Origin of the sequence: Bradyrhizobium sp. CCGUVB14 (assembly GCF_024199935.1) — a bacterium.
In the GTDB taxonomy this organism is placed as follows: domain Bacteria; phylum Pseudomonadota; class Alphaproteobacteria; order Rhizobiales; family Xanthobacteraceae; genus Bradyrhizobium.
This window is the reverse complement of record NZ_JANADS010000001.1, coordinates 4,747,077-4,766,559: the sequence shown is the minus strand read 5'-3', so window position 1 is coordinate 4,766,559 and position 19,483 is coordinate 4,747,077. Positions and strand designations below refer to the sequence as shown.

Sequence of the window (19,483 nt, the reverse complement as noted above, 5' to 3'; positions counted from 1 at the left end):
CTTCGCAGATCGGCAGGATTGTCGGCTTAGCGCGAGATCGGCGGCGCCGGCGGACCGGAGGACTCGGCGGGCGCGGGCGACGCGGCCGCGGCGGGCGCAGACGGTGCCGGCTCTGACGGCTTGGCCGCTGGTTCGGCGCTGGGCGCGGGCTCGGCCGGTTTGGAGACGGCCGCTTCTGCCGGCTTGGGCGCGGCCGGTTCAGCCGGCTTGGCAGCCGCCGGCGGGGCCGGTGTGACCTGCGGCACTGGATCGGGGCGCAGAGCCGGCGTCTCGCTGCTGCTCGGCTCGACCTTGGCGCTTTCCGGCTTGGCCTCTGCAGGCTTCTCAGCCGGCTTGCCGCTGTCGGGCTTGGATTCGTCCCGACCAGAATCGACCTTGGCGCTCTCGCTCTTGGGTTCGGCCTTGGGTTCGGCTTTGGGCTCAGTCTTGGAATCGACCTTGGGCTCAACCTTCGGCGCGGCTGCGTCTTCCGTTTCCGGCTTGCCGCGCTTGCTCATCCGCTTGCCCTTGCGACCTTCGGGCGGCTGTTCGGTGGCGGCCTCGGGCTTTGCGCCTTCCTTGACACCTTCCTTGGCGCCCTCTTCGCTCGGCCGCGCCGCGCGCTTCTGGCGGCCTTCAGGCGCCGGGCCAGCGGCACCCTCGCCCTCGGGCCTTGCGGCCTCCTGCGAGCGCTGGCGTCGGCCCTGGTGCTCAGGCGATTGCCCCGGAGCCGTATTGGCGTCCTTCTCCTTGGCGCCGTCCTTCTTCTCCTTGCCGTCCTTCCCGTCCTTGGCCTGATAGCGGGTATCGGTGGCACCATTGGAGATGAGGTAGGAGGCGAGCACGCCGGCCATGTCGGGGCTGGTAGTGTAGTGCTGCCGCAGGAAGCCCGGCAGCGAGCCCGGCGCGACCGTCTTCAACAGCCCTCGCGGGCTCTTATGGCAGGCGTTGCAGGTCTGCGCGAAAAGCTGGGATGGGGCCTTGCCGGCCTCGAGGTTCGTCGCCTGCGCCAGAACGGCATCGGAGGCGCCGAAGCCGATCAGAAACAGCACCGTGGCGAGGCTGAGCGCTCGGCTCGACATTCCCATCATCTCCATTGAAATCCGACAGATACGGCCGGCATTCGGCGCGGCGGCGGGTCACCTTTTAGCCGATTGCGCTGCGAATGGAAGCGCACTCAACAAGCATGTGAACACGCGATTTTCGAATATCGGGTTTGAACACAACGCAATAGCTGGGCGGGAATAGGCTGCCTGGACGTCCATGCGAACGCATTGGAACCAACGTGTCGTCCAAGCATCGGTGTGACGGCCGGGTCGTCGCATCTTTTCGGGTTCGCTCGAGAGGTTGGTGCCCATGGACCGCTTGTTACGGGGGTTCTTGGCGAGGCCTCTATGAGCGGCGAGTTTGTCGTCGAGCGCGGCAACATAGCTGATGCTCTCGCGATCCTGCTCAATCTCGTCCGGCACCTCAGACAGTTCAATCCGCGGGCGCGATCGCGCAGCAATGTCACACATCACTACGATCTCGATGTGCGGCTCTATGATTTCTCGACGCCGACAAGCAAATAGCTGCGTCTACTTCGAGACACCGGAAACAACCCTCGACGACGCACAGTTCGCCAAGACCGGCGCGAGACGCTGAAGGCCTGGCGGGAAGGTTTCACGGCCCGGCGCGAGGAGGCCGTGCAGCTCTATGACGAGCGCTTCGCGCTGATGTGGGAGTTTTATCTCGCCGCCTGCGAGATGACGTTCCGGAAGCAGGGCATGATGAACTTCCAGCTTCAGCTCACCAAGCGTCAGGGCGTGGTCCCGATCACGCGCGACGATATCGCGCATGAGGAAGCCCGGCTGCGCGCCCGCGAAGGCGGCGCCAGGTCCAAGCTGAAGCTTGCTGGTGAATGAATTCTAATGACACAGGGTCGAAATCGGCGGGATCCGGCAAGAAGTCGGTAACGCTAGCTGGGCGCGCAATTCCGCGAGGGTTTCGGGCGCGACAGGCAGTCGCCGCTGCTCGGGCCGCGCGGCGTGCTCCATGGCCGCGATCAGCCCGGACAGCCAAAGCCGACTACCAGCCTCGCTTCGCCAAACCTGTAGCTGCCGTTCTGGCCGCATGGCTTGCCTCGTCTCCCTATTGGCAGGTTATGGGAGACAATCCCCTACCCGCCAGTCCTGTTCCCGAGGTACCCCGAAAGAATCCGGAGAGATGTGATCTGCTTCACATAAGTCTGTTTGGTCCTGGCCTAGATCGTCGCCATGAGCAAAGAGACCCAAACCTCATTCGACGTGCAGGACGACCTCCGCACCGATTACGCCCTGATCGCCACCGGCGTCGGCGCGGCCCTGGTTGCGCTGGTCTACCTCCTGCTGGTCTGAAACCCGCGCCGAAAGCGGCCAGCGTGCGTCATTTCGCGCGCTCTTCGATACGTCTGCGCCTCAATCCATAAGGTTCACGGCATCCGGATTTTTCCGTGATGCGGCCGCGGCCACGTCCAGCGCCGGGCGAGTTCCGCGAAAATCCGTCAAGCGCGGCGCTTGCTGCGACTGCTAATCATCCACCATTTTTAATGATCGGTTGATAGCGACGAGCTTTTGCTTCCGCTTCGGGCTGCGTCGGCGCTTTATCCCGGCCCCGCATCCGCCCAAGAAAATTGCTATCGCTCGACCATGGCCCTGACTGATTCGAACGTCCTCAAACTCGCGCCCGAGCCCGGAACTCCCGCTTATCGGAGCGCGCCGCATAATATCGAGGCGGAACAGAGCCTTCTGGGCGCGATTCTGGTCAACAACGACGCCTTCTATCGGGTCTCCGACTTCCTGGAGCCGAAGCACTATTTCGAGCCGCTGCACCAGACCATCTTCGAGACCGCCGGCAGCCTGATCCGGATGGGCAAGATCGCCACGCCCGTGACGCTGAAGACGTTCCTGCCCGCCGACACCGACGTCGGCGGCATGACCATCGGCCAATATCTGGCGCGGCTCGCGGCCGAGGCGACCACCATCATCAACGCCCAGGACTATGGGCGCACGATCTACGATCTTGCACTGCGTCGCGACCTCATCGGCATCGGCGAAGACATGGTCAATGTCGCCTATGACGCGCCGGTCGATTTCGCACCGCGCGCGCAGATCGAGGACGCCGAGCGCCGCCTTTACGAGCTCGCCGAGTCCGGCCGTTACGACGGTGGCTTCCAGAAATTCTCGCAGGCGTTGGCGATCGCGGTCGATCTCGCGGCAAAGGCGTTCCAGCGCGACGGAAAGCTGTCCGGCATCTCGACCGGCATGCGCGACCTCGACACCAAGATGGGCGGCCTGCAGCACTCCGACCTCATCATCGTGGCCGGACGCCCGGGCATGGGCAAGACGTCGCTGGCGACCAACATCGCCTACAACGTCGCCAAGGCCTATGTCGGCGAGCTTCAGGCCGACGGCACCATGAAGGCCGCCAATGGCGGCGTGATCGGCTTCTTCTCCTGCGAAATGTCGTCCGACCAGCTCGCCACGCGTATCGTGGCCGAGCGCACCGGCATTCCCTCTTCCCACATCCGCCGCGGCGGCATCTCGGAAGCCGATTTTGACAAGATCCGGGAGGTCTCAATCGAGCTGCAGTCGCTGCCCTTCTATGTCGACGCGACGGGCGGCCTGTCGATCGCGCAGCTGATGGCGCGCGCGCGGCGGCTGAAGCGACAGAAGGGCCTCGACCTGCTTGTGATCGACTACATCCAGCTGCTCTCCGGCTCGGGCAAGCGCGCCAGCGACAGCCGCGTGCAGGAAATCACGGAGATCACGACGAGCCTGAAGGCGCTGGCGAAGGAACTCAACGTCCCCGTCATCGCGCTGTCGCAGCTCTCGCGTCAGGTGGAATCCCGCGACGACAAGCGACCGCAGCTCTCCGACTTGCGTGAATCCGGATCAATCGAGCAGGACGCCGACGTCGTGCTGTTCGTCTATCGCGAGGAATATTACCTCGCCATGAAGGAGCCGCGCCCGGGCACGCCTGAACACGAGAAGTGGCAGCTTGACATGAGTCTGGCGCACGGAAAGGCCGAAGTCATCATCGGCAAGCAGCGCCACGGCCCGACAGGAACCGTCGATCTGGCGTTCGAAGCTTCCGTCACGCGGTTCGGCGACCTCGCGCCGGACAGTCAACTGCCGGCTCGCAGCAGCAACGATTACTGAGTTCCTTGAACCGGACCAGCCTCTTGCGTAAAACGGCGTCATGACAATGGCGTCCGACCCGAACATGATCCAGCAATCCGGCCTTCTCTCCGCGGAGGCCAATCAGGCTGCCGCGCTCGCTGCCTTCGGCGGCGTGCTCACCGTCGATCTCGACGCCATCATCGCCAACTGGCGCAAGCTCGAGAAGACCGCCGTGCCGGCCGAGTGCTCGGCGGTGATCAAGGCCGACGCTTACGGCTGCGGCACCGCGCAGGTCGCGCAGGCGCTGAACAAGGCCGGCTGCAAGACCTTCTTCGTCGCCACCATCGAGGAGGCACGCACCGCCCGCGCGGCGGTGCCGGACGCGGCCATCTACGTGCTCGGCGGCTATTTCCAGAACACCGGCGAGCACTACGCCAAGATCAACTGCCGTCCCGTGATCGGCGACCTCAACGAGCTCGCCGAATGGGACGTGTTCTGCCGCCGCACCGGCTGGTCCGGGGGCGCCGCTGTTCACATCGACACCGGCATGAACCGGCTCGGGCTGACGCTCGCGGAAGCGCAGGCCATCATTCCCCGCATCAATGCCGGCGATCACGGCATCACGCTGGTGATGAGCCATCTGGTCTCGGCCGAGCAGCTCAACAGCCCCGTCAACGCCAAGCAGCTCGCTGCCTTCCGCGGCATCGCCAGCGAATTCTCCGGCGTGCCGGCGGCGCTCTCCAACTCCTCGGGCATCTTTCTCGGCGCGCCCTTCCAGTTCGACCTGGTGCGGCCGGGCGCAGCGCTCTACGGCGTCAATCCGACCCCGGAGGCCGACAATCCGATGCAGCCCGTGGTCGATCTCAAGGCGCGCATCGTGCAGATCCGCAACATCGAGCGCGGCGAGACCGTCGGTTACGGCGGCACCTGGTCCGCGCGTCGGCCGACCAAGCTCGCGATCATCGCGGTCGGTTACGCCGACGGCTATTTCCGCGCTGCAAGCTCCAATGACGGCACCCGCGGCGCCGAGGTAATCGTTGCCGGCAAGCGCTGCCCGGTGGCGGGCCGCGTCTCGATGGACCTGATCGCGATCGACATCACCGATCTGCCGCCGAACGCGGCGCGGCGCGGCCACATGGTGACGCTGCTCGGCGAGGGCATCACCGTCGACGAGCTCGCCCACCATTTCGGCACGATCGGTTACGAGGTGCTGACCAGCCTCGGCCACCGCTACGCGCGCGTCTACAAAGGCGGCGATGTCGTGGAGCCGCTCGCAAAACCGGAGCCGGAGCCTGCGCTGGCGACGGAACAGCCGCCCGCCCCGCCGCCACTCGAGCAGCCAGCGGCTCCGCCGCCGCTGCCGAGCTAAGACGCCTCTTACTTCTTCCGGCTATCCAGCGCCGCCTTGCAGGTCGCGCTGAGCTGGTCGCGCTTGGCGTTGAGGCAGGCGACGATCTTGCCACCACCGGGCGCGATGCCGGCGCAGAATTTGTCGTAATCCGCCTTGCAGGCGCCGCGCGGATCGGCCGATTGTGCCGAAGCGGCTCCGGAAAACGCGACGACGAATGCAATAGCGGCAAAGCTCAACTTGGTCATTGTATCTCCGGTGTCGGGACGTACGAGGCGATCAGCTCTACATGAAGATTGCGACATTCAACATCAACAACATCAACCGCCGCCTGCCCAACCTGCTCGCATGGATGCGCGCGGCGAAGCCGGATGTCGTTGCACTCCAAGAGTTGAAGGCAAGTGATGGCGAATTTCCGGCGGCCGCGATCGAAAAGGCCGGCTACGGCGCAGTCTGGCGCGGACAGAAGACCTGGAACGGCGTCGCCATCCTCGCCCGCAACGCCGAACCGGTGCTCACGCGCGACCGGCTACCGGGGCGGCCCGACGACCACGAAGCGCGCTACATCGAGGCCGCCGTGCGCGGCGTCATCGTCACCAGCATCTACTTGCCGAACGGCAATCCGCAGCCCGGGCCGAAATTCGACTACAAGCTCGACTGGTTCGCGCGGCTGAAGCGCCACGCCAAAACCTTCCTCAAGCAGGATCTGCCTGTCGTGCTCGCCGGCGACTTCAACGTCGCGCCTGATGAGATCGACATCTATCCGACGCGCTCATGGGACAAGGATGCGCTGATCCAGCCGAAAAGCCGTGCGGCGTTCGCCTCGCTGGTCGAGCAAGGCTGGTGCGATGCGATCCGCGAGCTGCACGGAGACAAACGCATCTACACCTTCTGGGACTACAAGCGAAACCGCTGGCCGCGCGATGCGGGCTTACGGCTCGACCATCTGCTGCTCAGCCCTACCCTCGTCTCGCGTCTGGCGAAGGCCGGCGTCGACAAGACGGTTCGTGGCGAGGATGGTGCGAGCGATCATGCGCCGGCGTGGGTGGTGTTGAAGTAAGCGATGGTCTCGTAGGGTGGGCAAAGCGAAGCGTGCCCACGCAATTCGTCTACGGAAGCAGATGGTGGGCACGGCGCAAGTACGCCTTTGCCCACCCTACGAGACCGTGCCAGATCACCGTCCGTAATACTCCTGCACCGTGTCCCACGCCGCCTTCTGCAGCAGTTGCACCGTCTCCGGATCGATCCCCATCGTGTAGGAATTGCCGATGGGCGAGCGGCCGGTCAACGCAGCCAGCGTGACACAGGTCGCGAGATAGGTGCCGGCGGGGCTCGGGTGACGCTTGTCCGGCGCATAGAGATTGAGCTCCGGCTGCAGCTTGCGGACGCGCGCGAAGGCGAGCCCTGCGGGAATCACGAGCGCATTGTTCGCATTGCCGGCAATCGTATAGGCCTCGGCCAGCGCTTCGGTCATTTCCGGCTTGTCGAGATAGGCCCAGGACATGAACAGCACCGGCCGCATGTCGTGAGCGCGAACGATCTCGCTGTCCTTCTTGGCGAAGGTGGTGAAGGCGTCCTTCAGCTGCGGATGGATCGGGCACTGACTGCAATCCATCATCACGACGGCATCGAACTGCTTGCCGGGCTTGTTGAAGACGACGACGTTGTGATCGTCGAAGGAATAGGCGCCGAGACCGCCCGGACGCAGCAGATTGTCCATGTCGTGCCAGTCGAGCCCGGAGCCGCCGATGGTGGCCATGGTGTTGCGATAGGCCGCCTTGTTGGCCTCATCCGCGGCCCGCTCCATGAAGGAGAGATGCCCGGGCATGCCGTTGTTGTAGTAGAAAAAGCTATTGCCGACGAACAATGCGGCCTTCGGAAAGTCGGGTCCGAGCGTCGTGACCTTCGGTTTGGTTTGCGCTTGCGCATTGAAGCCGGCTGCAACGGCCAGACACATTGCGAGCATCACTCGCGCAAAAAGACGCATCATGGCTTCCTCCCCTTTTTATTGGGCCGGAACCAAATCAGCTTTTCAAAAGAGCCTCAAGAGGATGGGCGTGCGAGCAGATATGCGGGAGGCCGCCTGCTCACCATAGATTCTTGCCGTCGATCATGTTGACCGGCACGGCCTCCAGGTCGAAATCGTCGAACAAGCGCGCATTCACTGCGACCTTGGGATTGTCGAAATCGGGCTTGCCATTCGACCAGTCCGGCGACTCCGAATAGGTGCCGCAGCCGCAATTCGCGCAATAGTGATGTTTGACGGTGCGGCTGCCCCAGAGATAGGTCGCGACGTTGTCGGCGGGCGACAGCAGGCGAAACTGCGCCGGCGTGTAATAGGCCCACAGTGCGCCGCGCTTGGTGCAGAGCGAGCAGGTGCAGCGCGTCACGCTCGAAGGCGCCTCTGTCACCTCGAACACCGTCTCACCGCAATGACAGCTTGCCTCGACCGGCATGATCCGCTCCCCGTTTTGTCAGGAGATGGTCATAGCCCGCCCCTGCTGCCAACATGCTGTCAGCAGCGGGAGAACTGGCCTGTCTCACTTTGTCGTCGCATGAACCGAGAGTTGGACCGGCCCTTTCGAGGCCTCGCAGCTTGCGCTCGCGACCCTCGGCAGCGCGAACGGCGGCAAACTGTTGGTGTTGGTGATGACGATCCCGCCTTCCCCGGCCGCAATGATGTCGCTCGCCACATCCAAGGTGGCAAAGCCATTGATCTCGCCATGCGAAATGGTCGATGTGCCGGAATTGGCCGCGGTCGACGTCGATTTGGACTTGGTGACCGTGGTGAACGAGCCGGAGCCGGTCACATCCTTCTTGGCCGTCGCCAACACGCCGGTCAGTTCCCAGACATAACCGACGCCCTTGAAATCGATCGCCAGATGCACGTTGTCGCCGGCCGCGAACGACGCGCTCAGGACGGCAGTATCACCTTTGCCGAACAGTTTGTGGGCATCGGCCCCGAATTGACTGCAACTCGTCGTGATCGCGGTCCGGCGTTCGCGGTTCGGCGCATTGAACAGCAGCAGGGCTCCCGCGAGGACAACGACCACCGCCAGCAATGCAATGGTCCGGGCTGCCCAATCTCGCCGCTTGATGTCACTCACATTGGTCTCCGACAGTTTGGGTGCCAGGCGCACGCGTCTGTCGGCGAACGAACTTGGAATTGCTACAGGAGCTGGCGCGGCATCATCCACCGTCTGTCGCCCCCACCGCGCGGCGGGTTCATGGCGACCGATGAGCCGTCACGCGGATGCCGCGCGACGTCTCAATTCGCAGACAGGCGCTTGGCGTTGGCGGCCACATGCTCGCGATAGCGCTGAACCACCGCCGCAGGCGTTGCGCCCGCGAGCAGGCACGCCAACGCTTCGAAGGCGGCCGCGACCTTCTCGCTGACCATCAGCACGGCTTCCTGCCCGGCAGCCTCATCGCCATGGCTGAGCTTCTCGCAGCGGAGCCGCACCACTTCGCTCGCCTCGACCGCAAGCATCGCACCCGCGTACCAGGGAAAGCCGTTGTCGGATCCGCCGAGCACCGCATGACGGTCGAGCGCGGAGAAGGAATGGTGGTCAGGCATCATGGACCTCAAATTCTTTGAGCGACGCTCCGATCAATACGCTTCAAATTCTAAGGATCAGGCCCGGGAACCGGTCGGATTGGCGGCGGGCGCGACACCGGCGGTTAACTACGGGCGGGCCGGTAACCCCATTCGCGCGCTCCCCTTCCTCCGGCTAAACTCTGCCGATTCCCGGAGCCCGCCCTTGGCTTTTCTCTTCGTCCTCAGCGTCGGCCTGATCGCAGGCACCATTTCCGGCATCGTCGGCACGGGCTCGTCGATCATGCTGATGCCCGTGCTGGTCTATGCCTACGGGCCGAAGGAGGCCGTGCCGATCATGGCGGTCGCTTCCGTCATGGCAAACTTTTCGCGCATTCTGGCGTGGTGGCGAGAAGTCGACTGGCGGGCCTGCCTGGCCTATTCCGTCACTGGCATTCCGGCCGCGGCGCTGGGCGCGCGGACGCTGCTCGCCCTGCCCTCCCACGCCGTCGATCTTGCCATCGGCGTCTTCCTCATCGCGATGGTGCCGGTGCGGCACTGGCTGGCGCGCCACGACCTCAAGGCCAATCTCTGGCATCTGGCGATCGGCGGCGCCGTCATCGGTTATCTCACCGGCATCGTGGTCTCGACAGGACCGCTCAGCGTGCCGCTGTTCCTGTTCTATGGCTTGTCCAAAGGCGCCTTTCTCGCCACCGAAGCCGCCGCCTCGCTTGGGCTCTACTTCGCCAAATCCGTGACGTTCGAACGCTTCGGAGCGCTGACGCAGGACGTCTTCATCAAGGGCCTGATCGCAGGCTCCTCGCTGATGGCCGGCGCTTTCGTCGCCAAGCGCTTCGTGATGCACCTGAAACCCGAGATGTTCCGCATGGTGATGGATGCGATCATGATCGCAGCCGGGCTCTCGATGCTATGGAACGCGACGCAGCCCTAGCCGTACCGCTCAGGCGGCGAATTCCGGCGCGATTGGCGGGCTGTCTGCGAGCAGACGATCCTCGCCACCGCCGGTTTCCGCAAGGCCCCCCAGCACGGCATCGAGCGGCTGCGGCTTGTGATACAGAAAACCCTGGCCGAGCCTCACGCCCATCTCGCGCATGGCCTGCGCCTGCTCAGCCCGTTCGATGCCTTCCGCGACCAAGGTGAGCCCCAGCGTCTCCGCGAGTGAGGCGATCACGCCGACGATCGCCTTGTCCTCGGCACTTTCGGGGATTTCGCGGATGAAGGCCTTGTCGATCTTGACCTTGTCGAGCGGAAACCGACGCAGATGGGCGAGCGAGCTATAGCCCGTGCCGAAATCGTCGAGCGCAATGGTGGCGCCGAGGCGCCGCAGCCGGCGCAGCGTCTCGGATGCGCTGGCGATGTTGTTGATCAGCGACCCCTCGGTGATCTCGAGCTCGAGTGATGACGCCGCGACGCCGAGCCGCTCGCACGTCTCGCGCAGCTCGGCGGCGAGCGAATGGTCGGCCAATTCGGATGGGGGCAGATTGATCGCAATCCGGATCTGCGGCCTGCCCACGGCCGCCAGGCGTTGCAGCGCGCGGCAGGCGTCGGTCAGCACGTAGCGTGTCAGCCGCGCATTGTTGCCGCTGCGCTCGATCAGCGGCAGGAATTCACCGGGACCGATCACGCCATGCTCGGGATGACGCCAGCGAATGAGCGCCTCCAGGCCGATGACGTCCTGGGTCACCAGATCGACCTGGCTTTGATACCAGACCTCGAATTGCTGCTCGGCAAAGCCTGTCGGGATCGCAAGCTCGAGATCCCTGCGGCGGCGATAGTCGCGCTGGAGCGCTTCGTCGAGCACCGCGACGGTGCCGGGCGCCTTGCTCTTGGCGTGGTAGAGCGCGATGTCGGCGAGCGCCGGCAAGTGGGACAATTCAGGGTCACCGGCGCGGCGCACGGCAAGGCCGATGCTGGCGCGCGGCACGACCTGCTTGTCATGCAGCAGGATCGGTTCAGAAATGGCGTCCAGCACTTGCCGCGCGAAGGCCTGCGCGGCCGCTTCATTGCTGACTTCCGGACGAATGACCACGAACTCGTCGCCGCCGAGCCGCGCGACCCAATCTTCCGGTTCGACCGTGTCACGAAGCCGTTCGGAGATATGAACCAGGAACTTGTCGCCGGCATCGTGACCGAAGGTGTCGTTGATGCCCTTGAAATCGTCGAGATCGATGAAGGAGAAGGCAATCAGCGCGTCCGGCGAACCGGCATCCCTGCTCAAGGTCACGAGGCGCTCGGACAGTGAGCGGCGGTTGGGCAGGCCCGTGAGCGGATCGTGCGCGGCCATGTGGCCGAGCCGGTCGAGCGCGCCCGACGTCGTGTGCTGCATCGCGTTGAAGGCGCTCGCGAGCTGGCCGAATTCGTTCGACGATTTGACGTCGGCCGGATAGGCGCGGCCGTCCTGCTTGCTGCGCTGGATCGCCGACATCATCGCGGCCAGCGGCTTGCCGATGAAGATGTTCGCAGAGATCCGCATCGCGATCACGGTCGCAAGCGTACCGAGGAGGCCGACGACGAGAAGCAGTCCCAGCCGGCTGCCGGTGTCCACATAGAGCGTCGCATAGGAATAGGCGATCACGATGCGGCCGGCCTGAACGGCGATGTTGCCGTTGCGGTAGGCAATCGGGCGCGAGACCTCGGTGAGCGCCTGGACCGCGGGCCGCGCCACCACGCGGGCGATCACGACGCCGGTGTCGTCGTAGACGGCGGCAGCCGCGATGGTCTCGTCGTGCATGATCTCGTTGAGCACGCCGGTGACCTGGTCGTAGCGCATCTTCCAGAGCGGCTCGGCGATCAGCTCGGCGCGGCTCTCGGCGACGCGGGCAATGCGGGCATCGAGCTGCCGGATCTGCGACCAGAAGCTCGAGACCTCGACGCCGGCCGACGCCAGCAGCTGCACCAACAGCAGCACCGGCACGGTGGCCCAGATCATCGCGCGGACGACGGAGCGCGATGCAGCCGGCCTGGTCGGAGCGTTCATGCCGTCAGCGTCCTGCATCATTCACCGGCGGCGCTTGGGGGCGACAGCGACGAAATCAGCGCATCCAGCGAGAAATCGTATTGGCCGCAACGTCCCGGCCTTGCCTTGAACCGCGCGAAGTCGATCCGGTCGAAGGCCCGGGTCTTGATCAGCGCGGCGACGGAGGCGAGATTATCGCGCGTGATCGCCGACGTCTTGACCTCGATGTGCGGCGAGCTGGCTGCGAAGTCGCAACCGTCGGCATAGTCGCGCAGCAGCACGATCGACCAGCCGCCGAGCAGGAAATGGCCGCCATCGGTCAGCAGCAGACGACCGGCCTTGATTTCGCGCAGCGCGTCCTCCGACCAGTTCAGGCCGACGACCTGGATATTCTGGCCGGGCTCAAGTCCCGCGGCGGCAGCCGCCTTGAGCGCACCGAGGGCCATCGGATCGTTGCCGGCCCAGATTCCAGCGGGACGGATGCCCTTGCGCGAGGCCCAGCTCAGATAGTTGGCCGCGACCTGTTCCGCTTCCGACTGCGTCCAATTGGCAAACAGCATCCGGTCCACGACGACGTCGGGCGCGGCCGCGACTGCGAGTTGGAGACCGGCATTGCGGGCAATCGAGGCCGGCGTGATCTCGTCACCGCCGATCCCGAGAAGATGGATTTTGCCATCGGGGCTTTGCCATTTTTCGTGACGCGCCGCGTCTATCAACGCATTGGCCATGCGCGCGCCCGCGGTCGTCAGATCGGTCGTGATGTCGCCGAGCCAGGTCTTGAGCTTGCTGCGCGGCGGTCCGAGACGCAGCGCATCCTCGCCGATCAGCGTATTCGACAGCAGCAGCGTTTTCACGCCCACGACCTCGGCCGCCTCCAGGATCGGAACGGCGGCGGATTCCTCGTTCGAGAGAATGAGGAAGTCGGGCTTGTCGGCGCGCGCGACCACGCCGAGGCCGAGCTCCTGCATGGTGCGGTAATTGCGCTCGCTGCTCAGCACCTCGACATTGGCGTCGAGCTTGCGGCCGGCGGCCTGCATGGTCTGCGCGACCATGTCCCAGTAGACCTCACCGATCTTGCCCGGGCTCACGAAAACGATGTTGAGGGGTTTTGCGTCAGCCGCAACAGCGTGGCCGGCTGGCGCGAGAACGCCAAGGGCCATGCTCACAGCGAGCAATATCCGTAGGACTGCCGTCATTCTTTTTAGCCACCCCGTCTTGTTCCGAAACTGGACCCGCGTCCGCTAACATTTGGCAAAGTCCGGCGCGGCGCGGCGGCGTAGAGCTAACAAAGGGTGTATCGGCTGCACGGAATTGGGCTAATTGGAGCGCTCACGGGCGCCCGCACAACCCGCCGTTCCGTGCTATCAGCAAATCTGAAACCTCCGACTCACCATCCCATGGCCAAGAACACGCTTTCCTTCGTCTGCCAGAACTGCGGCGCGGCCTATAACCGCTGGCAGGGCAAGTGCGAGTCCTGCGGCGAGTGGAATACGCTGGCCGAGGAGGATGCGACCGGCAGCGTCCCGGTCTCGATCCGCTCCAAGCGCAAGGGCCGCACGTTTGCGCTGGAGAGCCTCGCGGGCAAAAGCCCTGACGCGCCGCGCCTGTCCTCGGGGATGACCGAGCTCGACCGCGTCACCGGCGGCGGCTTCGTGCGCGGCTCGGTGCTGCTGGTCGGCGGCGATCCCGGCATCGGCAAATCGACGCTGCTGACGCAGGCGACCAGCCTGATGGCGCGCGCCGGCCACCGCATCGTCTACATCTCCGGCGAAGAAGCCATCGCCCAGGTGCGGCTGCGCGCCGAACGGCTCGGGCTGTCGGATGCACCGGTGCAGCTCGCGGCCGAGACCTCGGTCGAGGACATCGTCTCGACATTGTCGGAGGGCGCCGTCCCGCGGCTGATCGTGATCGACTCGATCCAGACGATGTGGACCGACACGGTGGAATCCGCGCCCGGCACGGTCACCCAGGTGCGCGCTTCGGCGCAGGCCCTCATTCGGTTCGCCAAGAAGACCGGTGCGGCCATCATCCTGGTCGGCCACGTCACCAAGGACGGCCAGATCGCGGGCCCTCGCGTGGTCGAGCACATGGTCGATGCCGTGATGTCGTTCGAGGGCGAAGGCTCGCAGCAATTCCGCATCCTGCGCGCCGTCAAGAACCGCTTCGGTCCGACCGACGAGATCGGCGTGTTCGAGATGACCGGCCTCGGCCTGCGCGAGGTCACCAACCCTTCCGAGCTGTTCCTGTCCGAGCGTGACCTCGGCACCCCCGGCACCGCAGTCTTCGCGGGCATCGAGGGCACGCGGCCCGTTCTGGTCGAATTGCAGGCATTGGTGGCGCCGACCTCGCTCGGCACCCCGCGTCGCGCCGTGGTCGGCTGGGACCAGAGCCGGCTCTCGATGGTGCTGGCGGTGCTGGAAGCCCATTGCGGGGTCAAGCTGTCGGGCCACGACGTCTATCTGAACGTCGCGGGTGGCCTGCGCATCCACGAGCCGGCGGCCGATATGGCGGCTGCGGCCGCGCTGGTGTCCTCCCTGGTTAATGCGCAGTTACCCACCGATGCGGTCTATTTCGGCGAAATTTCGCTCTCCGGCGTCATCCGCCCGGTGGCGCAGACCCCGGCCCGGCTCAAGGAAGCGGTCAAGCTCGGCTTCAAGCGCGCCGTGCTGCCCGAATCGGCCCGCGGCGGTGAGGCCGGCGGCGACGCCGGGCTGACCCTGAACGCAGTCAACAGCCTCACCACGCTGGTCGCTGAAATCGCCGCCAAGGGCTCCCGCCGCGGCGATCAGAACCCGCCTGCGGAGAAAAATGCCACACCGGCAAGATTCCGCCGCGGAGAGGGGTAGCCGGAGGTGACGTCAAGCGTCCCCGCCGCTATACAGCCGTCACAAAAGCAGCACGGGATTGCGTGGTTACGGCCTTGCCGGGAACGTCGTCTGGCCTTCAGTTAGGGCGGCGGCCAAACACCGATTCGCTGAGCACCCTTTGAGAGTACGAGCGGACCAGACCAGCCGATGCCAGTTACACTCCTCGACCTGATCCTGCTCGGTGTGATGCTGATCTCGGGCCTGCTCGCGATGGTCCGCGGCTTCATGCGCGAAATCCTGTCGATCGCAGCCTGGGGCACGGCGGCGATCGTGACGCTGTACTCGTTCTCCAAGCTGCTGCCGACCGCCAAGACCTATTTCAACAACGACACCGTCGCCAGCGTGGTCGTGGTCGCCGGTGTGTTCGTCGGTACCCTGGTCGTGGTCTCCGTGATCACGGTCCGAATCTCCGACATGATCCTGGATTCGCGCATTGGCGCGCTGGACCGCACCCTCGGGTTCCTGTTCGGGCTGGCTCGCGGGCTCTTGATCGTCGTGGTGGCCTTCCTGTTCTTCACCTGGCTGGTGCCGGACAAGCAACGCCCGGACTGGGTCTCGGGGGCAAAATCCCGTGTGGTGCTCCAGGGAACCGGGGATTGGCTGATGTCCCTCTTGCCGGATGACCCCGAGAACACCATCTTGAAGAGATTCAAGAAAAACAAACCAGATGATGATCAAGCTGATACCGAACAGCAGCCTTCGGGCACTGGCGACGGTTACAGTAAACCTGCTCGTGACAGCCTCAAGAAGCTGATCGAGAAACCTGCGGCGCGTTGATTGAGCCCTAAAGAGAGGCGCGGACGAGATGCGACACCCTGACCAGGACGCCCACACTGAACTCGATCCCGGCTCCGCCGCGCTAGAGCTTCAGGACGACCTGGACGGAGATACGGTCCGCGAGGAATGCGGCGTATTCGGCATCTATGGACATCCTGAAGCTGCCGCCATCACGGCGCTCGGCCTCCATGCACTTCAACACCGCGGCCAGGAAGCCGCCGGCATCGTCTCCTACGACGGCAGCCGCTTCCACAGCGAACGCCGCCTCGGCCTCGTCGGCGACACCTTCTCCCGCCGCGAGGTGATCGACCGCCTGCCCGGCACCATGGCGGTCGGCCACGTCCGCTACGCCACGACCGGCGCCACCATCCTGCGCAACGTGCAGCCGCTGTTCGCCGAGCTCAATGCCGGCGGCCTCGCGGTCGCCCACAACGGCAACCTCTCCAACGGCCTGACGCTGCGCCGCGAGCTCGTCAAGAACGGCGCGATGATGCAGTCGACCTCCGACACCGAGGTGATCCTGCACCTGGTGGCGCGCTCCCGGCGCAGCCGCTTCATCGAGCGCTATATCGACGCGCTGCGCGAGATCGAAGGCGCCTATGCGCTGGTCTCGCTCACCAACAAGAAGCTGGTCGGCGCGCGCGATCCGCGCGGCATCCGCCCGCTGGTGCTCGGCGAACTCGACGGCTGCCCGATCCTGACGTCGGAGACCTGCGCCCTCGACATCATCGGCGCGCGCTTCGTCCGCGACATCGAGCCCGGCGAAGTCATCGTGTTCGACGAGCACGGCCAGGACATCCACAAGCCGTTCCCGCCGATGGCGCCGCGCCCCTGCATCTTCGAATACATCTATTTCTCGCGTCCTGACTCCATCGTCCACGGCCGCTCGGTCTACGAGGTGCGCAAGGCCTTCGGCGCTCAGCTCGCGCGCGAGAGCCATGTGCCTGTCGACGTCGTGGTGCCGGTGCCGGATTCCGGCGTGCCCGCCGCGGTCGGCTACAGCCAGCATTCGGGCGTGCCGTTCGAGCTCGGCATCATCCGCAACCATTATGTCGGCCGCACCTTCATCCAGCCGACGCAGGCGATCCGCGAATCCGGCGTGCGCATGAAGCACTCGGCGAACCGTGCCGCGATCGAAGGCAAGCGCATCATCCTGATCGACGACTCCCTGGTGCGCGGCACCACGTCGAAGAAGATCGTGCGCATGATGCGCGATGCCGGCGCCAAGGAAGTGCACTTCCGCCTCGCCTCGCCGCCGATCCTCTATCCCGATTATTACGGCATCGATCTGCCCGACCGCGGCGGCCTCTTGGCCGCGACGCATTCGCTCGAGGAGATGCGCGAGCTCATCGGCGCCGACTCGCTCGCCTTCCTGTCGATCGACGGCATGTACCGCGCGATGGGCGAACCCGGCCGCGACCCCGCCAATCCGAAGTTTGCGGATCACTGCTTCACGGGCGTCTATCCGACCCACCTCACCGACCAGACCCAGACCGAGCCGCAACCGCGGCAGCTGTCGCTGCTGGCGGAGGCGAGCTAACACGAGGCCACGCCGATGCAGCTGACCTTCGCCGTTCTCTATGGGACGCTGCTGGTCGGCTTCATCGCCTTCGCCTTCAGGCAGGGTATGAAGGTGACGCCCGATAGTTCGGGAAACGGAAGCAATAGCGACAACATGCTCCAAGGCGGCGGCAGCTAGGGTCTAGGATCCAAATTCCGTCTCGGCCGGGCTTGTCCCAGCCATCCACGCCTGTAAAACCCCGCCATGACCAAGCCTCTCGCTAACCGCATCGCTCTCGTCACCGGCGCCTCGCGCGGCATCGGCTTTGCCACGGCACTCGCGCTGGCGAAGGCCGGTGCGCACATTGTTGCCACCGCGCGCACGCAGGGCGGGCTCGAGGAGCTCGACGACGAGATCCGCAAAATAGGCGGCAACGGTGCCACGCTGGTGCCGCTGAACCTCACCGATTCCGACGGTATCGCGCGGCTGGGCGCCGGCCTGCACGAGCGCTATGGCAAGCTCGACATTCTCGTCGGCAATGCCGGCGTGCTCGGCCCCTCCTCGCCGGTCGGCCATATCGAGCTCAAGACGTTCAACGACGTCATGGCCGTCAACGTCTCCGCGAACTTCCAGCTGATCCGCTGCATGGAGCCGCTGCTCAAACAATCCGACGCCGGCCGCGCCGTGTTCATCACGTCTGGCGCCGCCAACAAGGCCACCGCCTATGTCAGCCCCTACGCTGCCTCCAAGGCCGCGCTGGAGACGCTGGCACGCGCCTGGGCGCAGGAGACTGCGAACACACCCCTGCGCGTCAACCTGTTCAATCCGGGCCCGATCCGCACCCGCATGCGCGCAACCCTGATGCCGGGCGAAGACCCGGCGACGCTGGACACGCCCGAGCAGGTCGCCGAGTTCATCGTCCCGCTGTGCGCGCCCGACTGGATCGAGACCGGCAAGTTCTACGACTACAAGACCCGCAGCCTGATGGGCTTCCGCGCGCCGGCCTGATTGACTCAAGCACCTCCCCGCGATTGACTGCGCGCGCTCAAGCGGCAGCAAGCCGCAAGCCAAAAAAGGGAGGTCGCCATGGCGTCATGGCATGATCGCGCAGGCTTTTACCGTGCGCTCGCACGCGTCTCTCACGCCGTCTCCATCCTGATTGCAGCTATCGCCTTCGCGCTTCCGAACGTCGCCGCGGCCGGCGACGTCCCGACCTTCGCGGTCGATGCGTCCTGGCCGAAGCAGCTTCCGAACAACTGGATTATCGGCCAGATCGGCGGGATCACCGTGGACTGGCAGGGGCACATCTGGGTGATCCACCGTCCCCGCTCGCTGATCGACGGCGAGAAGGCCGCGACCCTCAATCCGCCGCGGGCAAAATGCTGCGTGCCCGCACCGCCCGTGCTGGAATTCGACGTCGACGGCAATCTGCTGCGGTCCTGGGGCGGGCCCGGCGACGGCTATGAATGGGTCGGCCGCGAGCACGGCATCGAGGTCGACGAGCGTGGCTTCGTCTGGATCGGCGGCAATGCCGACAATGACAGTGCGATCCTGAAATTCACGCTCGACGGCAAATATCTCGGCCAGATCGGCAAGATCGCGCCGCGCACCAACAGCAACGACACGACGCAGCTCGGTCGTCCGGCGGAGATCGCGATCGACAAGGAGGCCAACGAACTCTACATCGCCGACGGCTACGGCAATCGCCGCGTCATCGTGTTCGACGCCACCACGCTCGCCTACAAGCGGCATTGGGGTGGCCACGGCAAGGCCCCGAACGACGACAAGCAACCGCCTTACGATCCGAGCGCCACGGCACAGGAGCAGTTCGGCAATCCCGTCCACTGCATCAAGATCGCCAATGACGGCCTCGTCTATGTCTGCGACCGCAGCCAGAACCGTATCGAGGTCTTCAAGAAGGACGGCACCTTCGTGAAGGAGTCGGTCTACGAGAAGGATAGCCGTGGTGACGGCGCAGTGTTCGATCTGGCGCTGTGGCCCGATCCAAAGCAGACCTACCTGTTGAATGCCGACGGCACCAACAACGAGATCCGCGTCATCAAACGTGACGACGGCAGCGTGGTCGGCACCTTCGGCCACAGCGGCCGCAACGCCGGTCAGTTCGAACTGCTCCACGCCATGGCCGTCGACGCCAAGGGGAACGTTTATACCGGCGAGGTCGAGGGCAAGCGCATCCAGAAATTCAAGCTGATTTCGGACGCGCTGAAATAGCGCCTCAACGCATTTTGCCCAAAAGTTAACCGACGGATGACGCTACGACGCAGTGTCATCCGGCTTTAGGCGCATTGCCGCCGTCCCTGGGACAGGCTACGGAATTTGCCGGAACAAGGCTCCGCAAG

At 64.9% G+C, this 19,483-nt stretch carries 20 protein-coding genes; 12 read left to right on the top strand and 8 right to left on the bottom strand.

What is annotated here, in order from left to right; all coding sequences use genetic code 11:
• Positions 1 to 26: 26 nt before the first annotated feature.
• Positions 27 to 1,061 carry a hypothetical protein gene (locus NLM32_RS21970; protein ID WP_254130972.1) on the bottom strand — a complete coding sequence of 345 codons (1,035 nt, stop codon included), beginning with the start codon at positions 1,059 to 1,061 and terminating at the stop codon, positions 27 to 29.
• A 312-nt stretch (positions 1,062 to 1,373) separates the two neighbouring features.
• On the opposite strand from NLM32_RS21970, the gene NLM32_RS45870 reads away from it, so the two are divergent.
• The 4 genes from NLM32_RS45870 to alr all read left to right on the top strand — a co-directional run bounded on the left by NLM32_RS45870 (position 1,374) and on the right by alr (position 5,487).
• Positions 1,374 to 1,550, top strand: a complete 177-nt coding sequence (locus NLM32_RS45870; protein ID WP_256568282.1) for a hypothetical protein — start codon at positions 1,374 to 1,376, stop codon at positions 1,548 to 1,550.
• Positions 1,551 to 1,883 (top strand): class I SAM-dependent methyltransferase, encoded by a 333-nt coding sequence (locus NLM32_RS21965; protein WP_256568504.1) that lies wholly within the window; start codon positions 1,551 to 1,553, stop codon positions 1,881 to 1,883.
• Between the two features lie 762 nt (positions 1,884 to 2,645).
• The gene (locus NLM32_RS21960; RefSeq protein ID WP_254130971.1) at positions 2,646 to 4,157 is read left to right on the top strand and encodes a replicative DNA helicase; all 1,512 of its coding nucleotides are present in this window, start codon (positions 2,646 to 2,648) and stop codon (positions 4,155 to 4,157) included.
• A gap of 46 nt (positions 4,158 to 4,203) precedes the next feature.
• Complete coding sequence (gene alr / locus NLM32_RS21955) at positions 4,204 to 5,487, top strand: alanine racemase (RefSeq protein WP_254135388.1); 1,284 nt, start codon at positions 4,204 to 4,206, stop codon at positions 5,485 to 5,487.
• Positions 5,488 to 5,495: 8 nt separating this feature from the next.
• Here the strand turns inward: alr and NLM32_RS21950 are convergent, their stop codons facing one another.
• A complete protein-coding gene (locus tag NLM32_RS21950; RefSeq protein WP_254130970.1) occupies positions 5,496 to 5,714 on the bottom strand; it encodes a cysteine rich repeat-containing protein in 219 nt (72 codons plus the stop codon).
• A 41-nt stretch (positions 5,715 to 5,755) separates the two neighbouring features.
• Here NLM32_RS21950 and NLM32_RS21945 point away from each other — a divergent pair, with 41 nt between their 5' ends.
• On the top strand, positions 5,756 to 6,526 hold the full coding sequence (locus NLM32_RS21945) for an exodeoxyribonuclease III (protein WP_254130969.1): 771 nt from the start codon (positions 5,756 to 5,758) through the stop codon (positions 6,524 to 6,526).
• A gap of 114 nt (positions 6,527 to 6,640) precedes the next feature.
• On the opposite strand, the gene NLM32_RS21940 is transcribed toward NLM32_RS21945, so the two are convergent.
• The 4 genes from NLM32_RS21940 to NLM32_RS21925 form a co-directional block, all read right to left on the bottom strand.
• A complete protein-coding gene (locus tag NLM32_RS21940) occupies positions 6,641 to 7,456 on the bottom strand; it encodes a DUF4886 domain-containing protein (protein WP_254130968.1) in 816 nt (271 codons plus the stop codon).
• Positions 7,457 to 7,553: 97 nt separating this feature from the next.
• Positions 7,554 to 7,922: a GFA family protein gene (locus NLM32_RS21935; protein WP_254130967.1), complete on the bottom strand. Its 369-nt coding sequence runs from the start codon at positions 7,920 to 7,922 to the stop codon at positions 7,554 to 7,556.
• Between the two features lie 84 nt (positions 7,923 to 8,006).
• The gene (locus NLM32_RS21930) at positions 8,007 to 8,663 is read right to left on the bottom strand and encodes a hypothetical protein (protein WP_254130966.1); all 657 of its coding nucleotides are present in this window, start codon (positions 8,661 to 8,663) and stop codon (positions 8,007 to 8,009) included.
• 71 nt (positions 8,664 to 8,734) lie between these two features.
• Positions 8,735 to 9,043, bottom strand: coding sequence for a hypothetical protein (locus NLM32_RS21925; RefSeq protein WP_254135387.1), 309 nt, complete (start codon positions 9,041 to 9,043; stop codon positions 8,735 to 8,737).
• 184 nt (positions 9,044 to 9,227) lie between these two features.
• Between NLM32_RS21925 and NLM32_RS21920 the strand changes: the two genes are divergently transcribed.
• Entirely contained in the window at positions 9,228 to 9,953 is a 726-nt protein-coding gene (locus NLM32_RS21920; protein WP_254130965.1) for a sulfite exporter TauE/SafE family protein, read from the top strand.
• Positions 9,954 to 9,962: 9 nt separating this feature from the next.
• On the opposite strand, the gene NLM32_RS21915 is transcribed toward NLM32_RS21920, so the two are convergent.
• Together NLM32_RS21915 and NLM32_RS21910 are read right to left on the bottom strand one after the other, a co-directional pair.
• Positions 9,963 to 11,999 carry a bifunctional diguanylate cyclase/phosphodiesterase gene (locus NLM32_RS21915; protein ID WP_254130964.1) on the bottom strand — a complete coding sequence of 679 codons (2,037 nt, stop codon included), beginning with the start codon at positions 11,997 to 11,999 and terminating at the stop codon, positions 9,963 to 9,965.
• A gap of 17 nt (positions 12,000 to 12,016) precedes the next feature.
• Positions 12,017 to 13,138, bottom strand: a complete 1,122-nt coding sequence (locus NLM32_RS21910; RefSeq protein WP_254135386.1) for an ABC transporter substrate-binding protein — start codon at positions 13,136 to 13,138, stop codon at positions 12,017 to 12,019.
• A gap of 237 nt (positions 13,139 to 13,375) precedes the next feature.
• On the opposite strand from NLM32_RS21910, the gene radA reads away from it, so the two are divergent.
• The 6 genes from radA (at position 13,376) to NLM32_RS21880 (ending at position 19,355) form a co-directional block, all read left to right on the top strand.
• Positions 13,376 to 14,824 carry a DNA repair protein RadA gene (radA, locus tag NLM32_RS21905; protein ID WP_254130963.1) on the top strand — a complete coding sequence of 483 codons (1,449 nt, stop codon included), beginning with the start codon at positions 13,376 to 13,378 and terminating at the stop codon, positions 14,822 to 14,824.
• Between the two features lie 168 nt (positions 14,825 to 14,992).
• Positions 14,993 to 15,622 (top strand): CvpA family protein, encoded by a 630-nt coding sequence (locus NLM32_RS21900; protein ID WP_234680617.1) that lies wholly within the window; start codon positions 14,993 to 14,995, stop codon positions 15,620 to 15,622.
• Between the two features lie 28 nt (positions 15,623 to 15,650).
• On the top strand, positions 15,651 to 17,162 hold the full coding sequence (gene purF / locus NLM32_RS21895) for an amidophosphoribosyltransferase (protein ID WP_254130962.1): 1,512 nt from the start codon (positions 15,651 to 15,653) through the stop codon (positions 17,160 to 17,162).
• A gap of 15 nt (positions 17,163 to 17,177) precedes the next feature.
• On the top strand, positions 17,178 to 17,321 hold the full coding sequence (locus NLM32_RS21890; RefSeq protein ID WP_254130961.1) for a hypothetical protein: 144 nt from the start codon (positions 17,178 to 17,180) through the stop codon (positions 17,319 to 17,321).
• 66 nt (positions 17,322 to 17,387) lie between these two features.
• The gene (locus NLM32_RS21885) at positions 17,388 to 18,131 is read left to right on the top strand and encodes an SDR family NAD(P)-dependent oxidoreductase (protein WP_254130960.1); all 744 of its coding nucleotides are present in this window, start codon (positions 17,388 to 17,390) and stop codon (positions 18,129 to 18,131) included.
• Positions 18,132 to 18,209: 78 nt separating this feature from the next.
• Positions 18,210 to 19,355 (top strand): hypothetical protein, encoded by a 1,146-nt coding sequence (locus tag NLM32_RS21880; RefSeq protein ID WP_254130959.1) that lies wholly within the window; start codon positions 18,210 to 18,212, stop codon positions 19,353 to 19,355.
• Positions 19,356 to 19,483: the final 128 nt, after the last annotated feature.

Bases quoted from the DNA above. Each gene is read 5' to 3' on its own strand.
- NLM32_RS21880 (WP_254130959.1), top strand. From the start codon at position 18,210: ATGGCGTCATGGCATGATCGCGCAGGCTTTTACCGTGCGCTCGCACGC.
- NLM32_RS21925 (WP_254135387.1), bottom strand. From the start codon at position 9,043: ATGCCTGACCACCATTCCTTCTCCGCGCTCGACCGTCATGCGGTGCTC.
- NLM32_RS21945 (WP_254130969.1), top strand. From the start codon at position 5,756: ATGAAGATTGCGACATTCAACATCAACAACATCAACCGCCGCCTGCCC.
- NLM32_RS21915 (WP_254130964.1), bottom strand. From the start codon at position 11,999: ATGAACGCTCCGACCAGGCCGGCTGCATCGCGCTCCGTCGTCCGCGCG.
- NLM32_RS21940 (WP_254130968.1), bottom strand. From the start codon at position 7,456: ATGATGCGTCTTTTTGCGCGAGTGATGCTCGCAATGTGTCTGGCCGTT.
- NLM32_RS21935 (WP_254130967.1), bottom strand. From the start codon at position 7,922: ATGCCGGTCGAGGCAAGCTGTCATTGCGGTGAGACGGTGTTCGAGGTG.
- radA (WP_254130963.1), top strand. From the start codon at position 13,376: ATGGCCAAGAACACGCTTTCCTTCGTCTGCCAGAACTGCGGCGCGGCC.
- purF (WP_254130962.1), top strand. From the start codon at position 15,651: ATGCGACACCCTGACCAGGACGCCCACACTGAACTCGATCCCGGCTCC.
- NLM32_RS21970 (WP_254130972.1), bottom strand. From the start codon at position 1,061: ATGTCGAGCCGAGCGCTCAGCCTCGCCACGGTGCTGTTTCTGATCGGC.
- alr (WP_254135388.1), top strand. From the start codon at position 4,204: ATGGCGTCCGACCCGAACATGATCCAGCAATCCGGCCTTCTCTCCGCG.
- NLM32_RS45870 (WP_256568282.1), top strand. From the start codon at position 1,374: ATGAGCGGCGAGTTTGTCGTCGAGCGCGGCAACATAGCTGATGCTCTC.
- NLM32_RS21960 (WP_254130971.1), top strand. From the start codon at position 2,646: ATGGCCCTGACTGATTCGAACGTCCTCAAACTCGCGCCCGAGCCCGGA.
- NLM32_RS21890 (WP_254130961.1), top strand. From the start codon at position 17,178: ATGCAGCTGACCTTCGCCGTTCTCTATGGGACGCTGCTGGTCGGCTTC.
- NLM32_RS21900 (WP_234680617.1), top strand. From the start codon at position 14,993: ATGCCAGTTACACTCCTCGACCTGATCCTGCTCGGTGTGATGCTGATC.
- NLM32_RS21910 (WP_254135386.1), bottom strand. From the start codon at position 13,138: ATGGCCCTTGGCGTTCTCGCGCCAGCCGGCCACGCTGTTGCGGCTGAC.
- NLM32_RS21885 (WP_254130960.1), top strand. From the start codon at position 17,388: ATGACCAAGCCTCTCGCTAACCGCATCGCTCTCGTCACCGGCGCCTCG.
- NLM32_RS21950 (WP_254130970.1), bottom strand. From the start codon at position 5,714: ATGACCAAGTTGAGCTTTGCCGCTATTGCATTCGTCGTCGCGTTTTCC.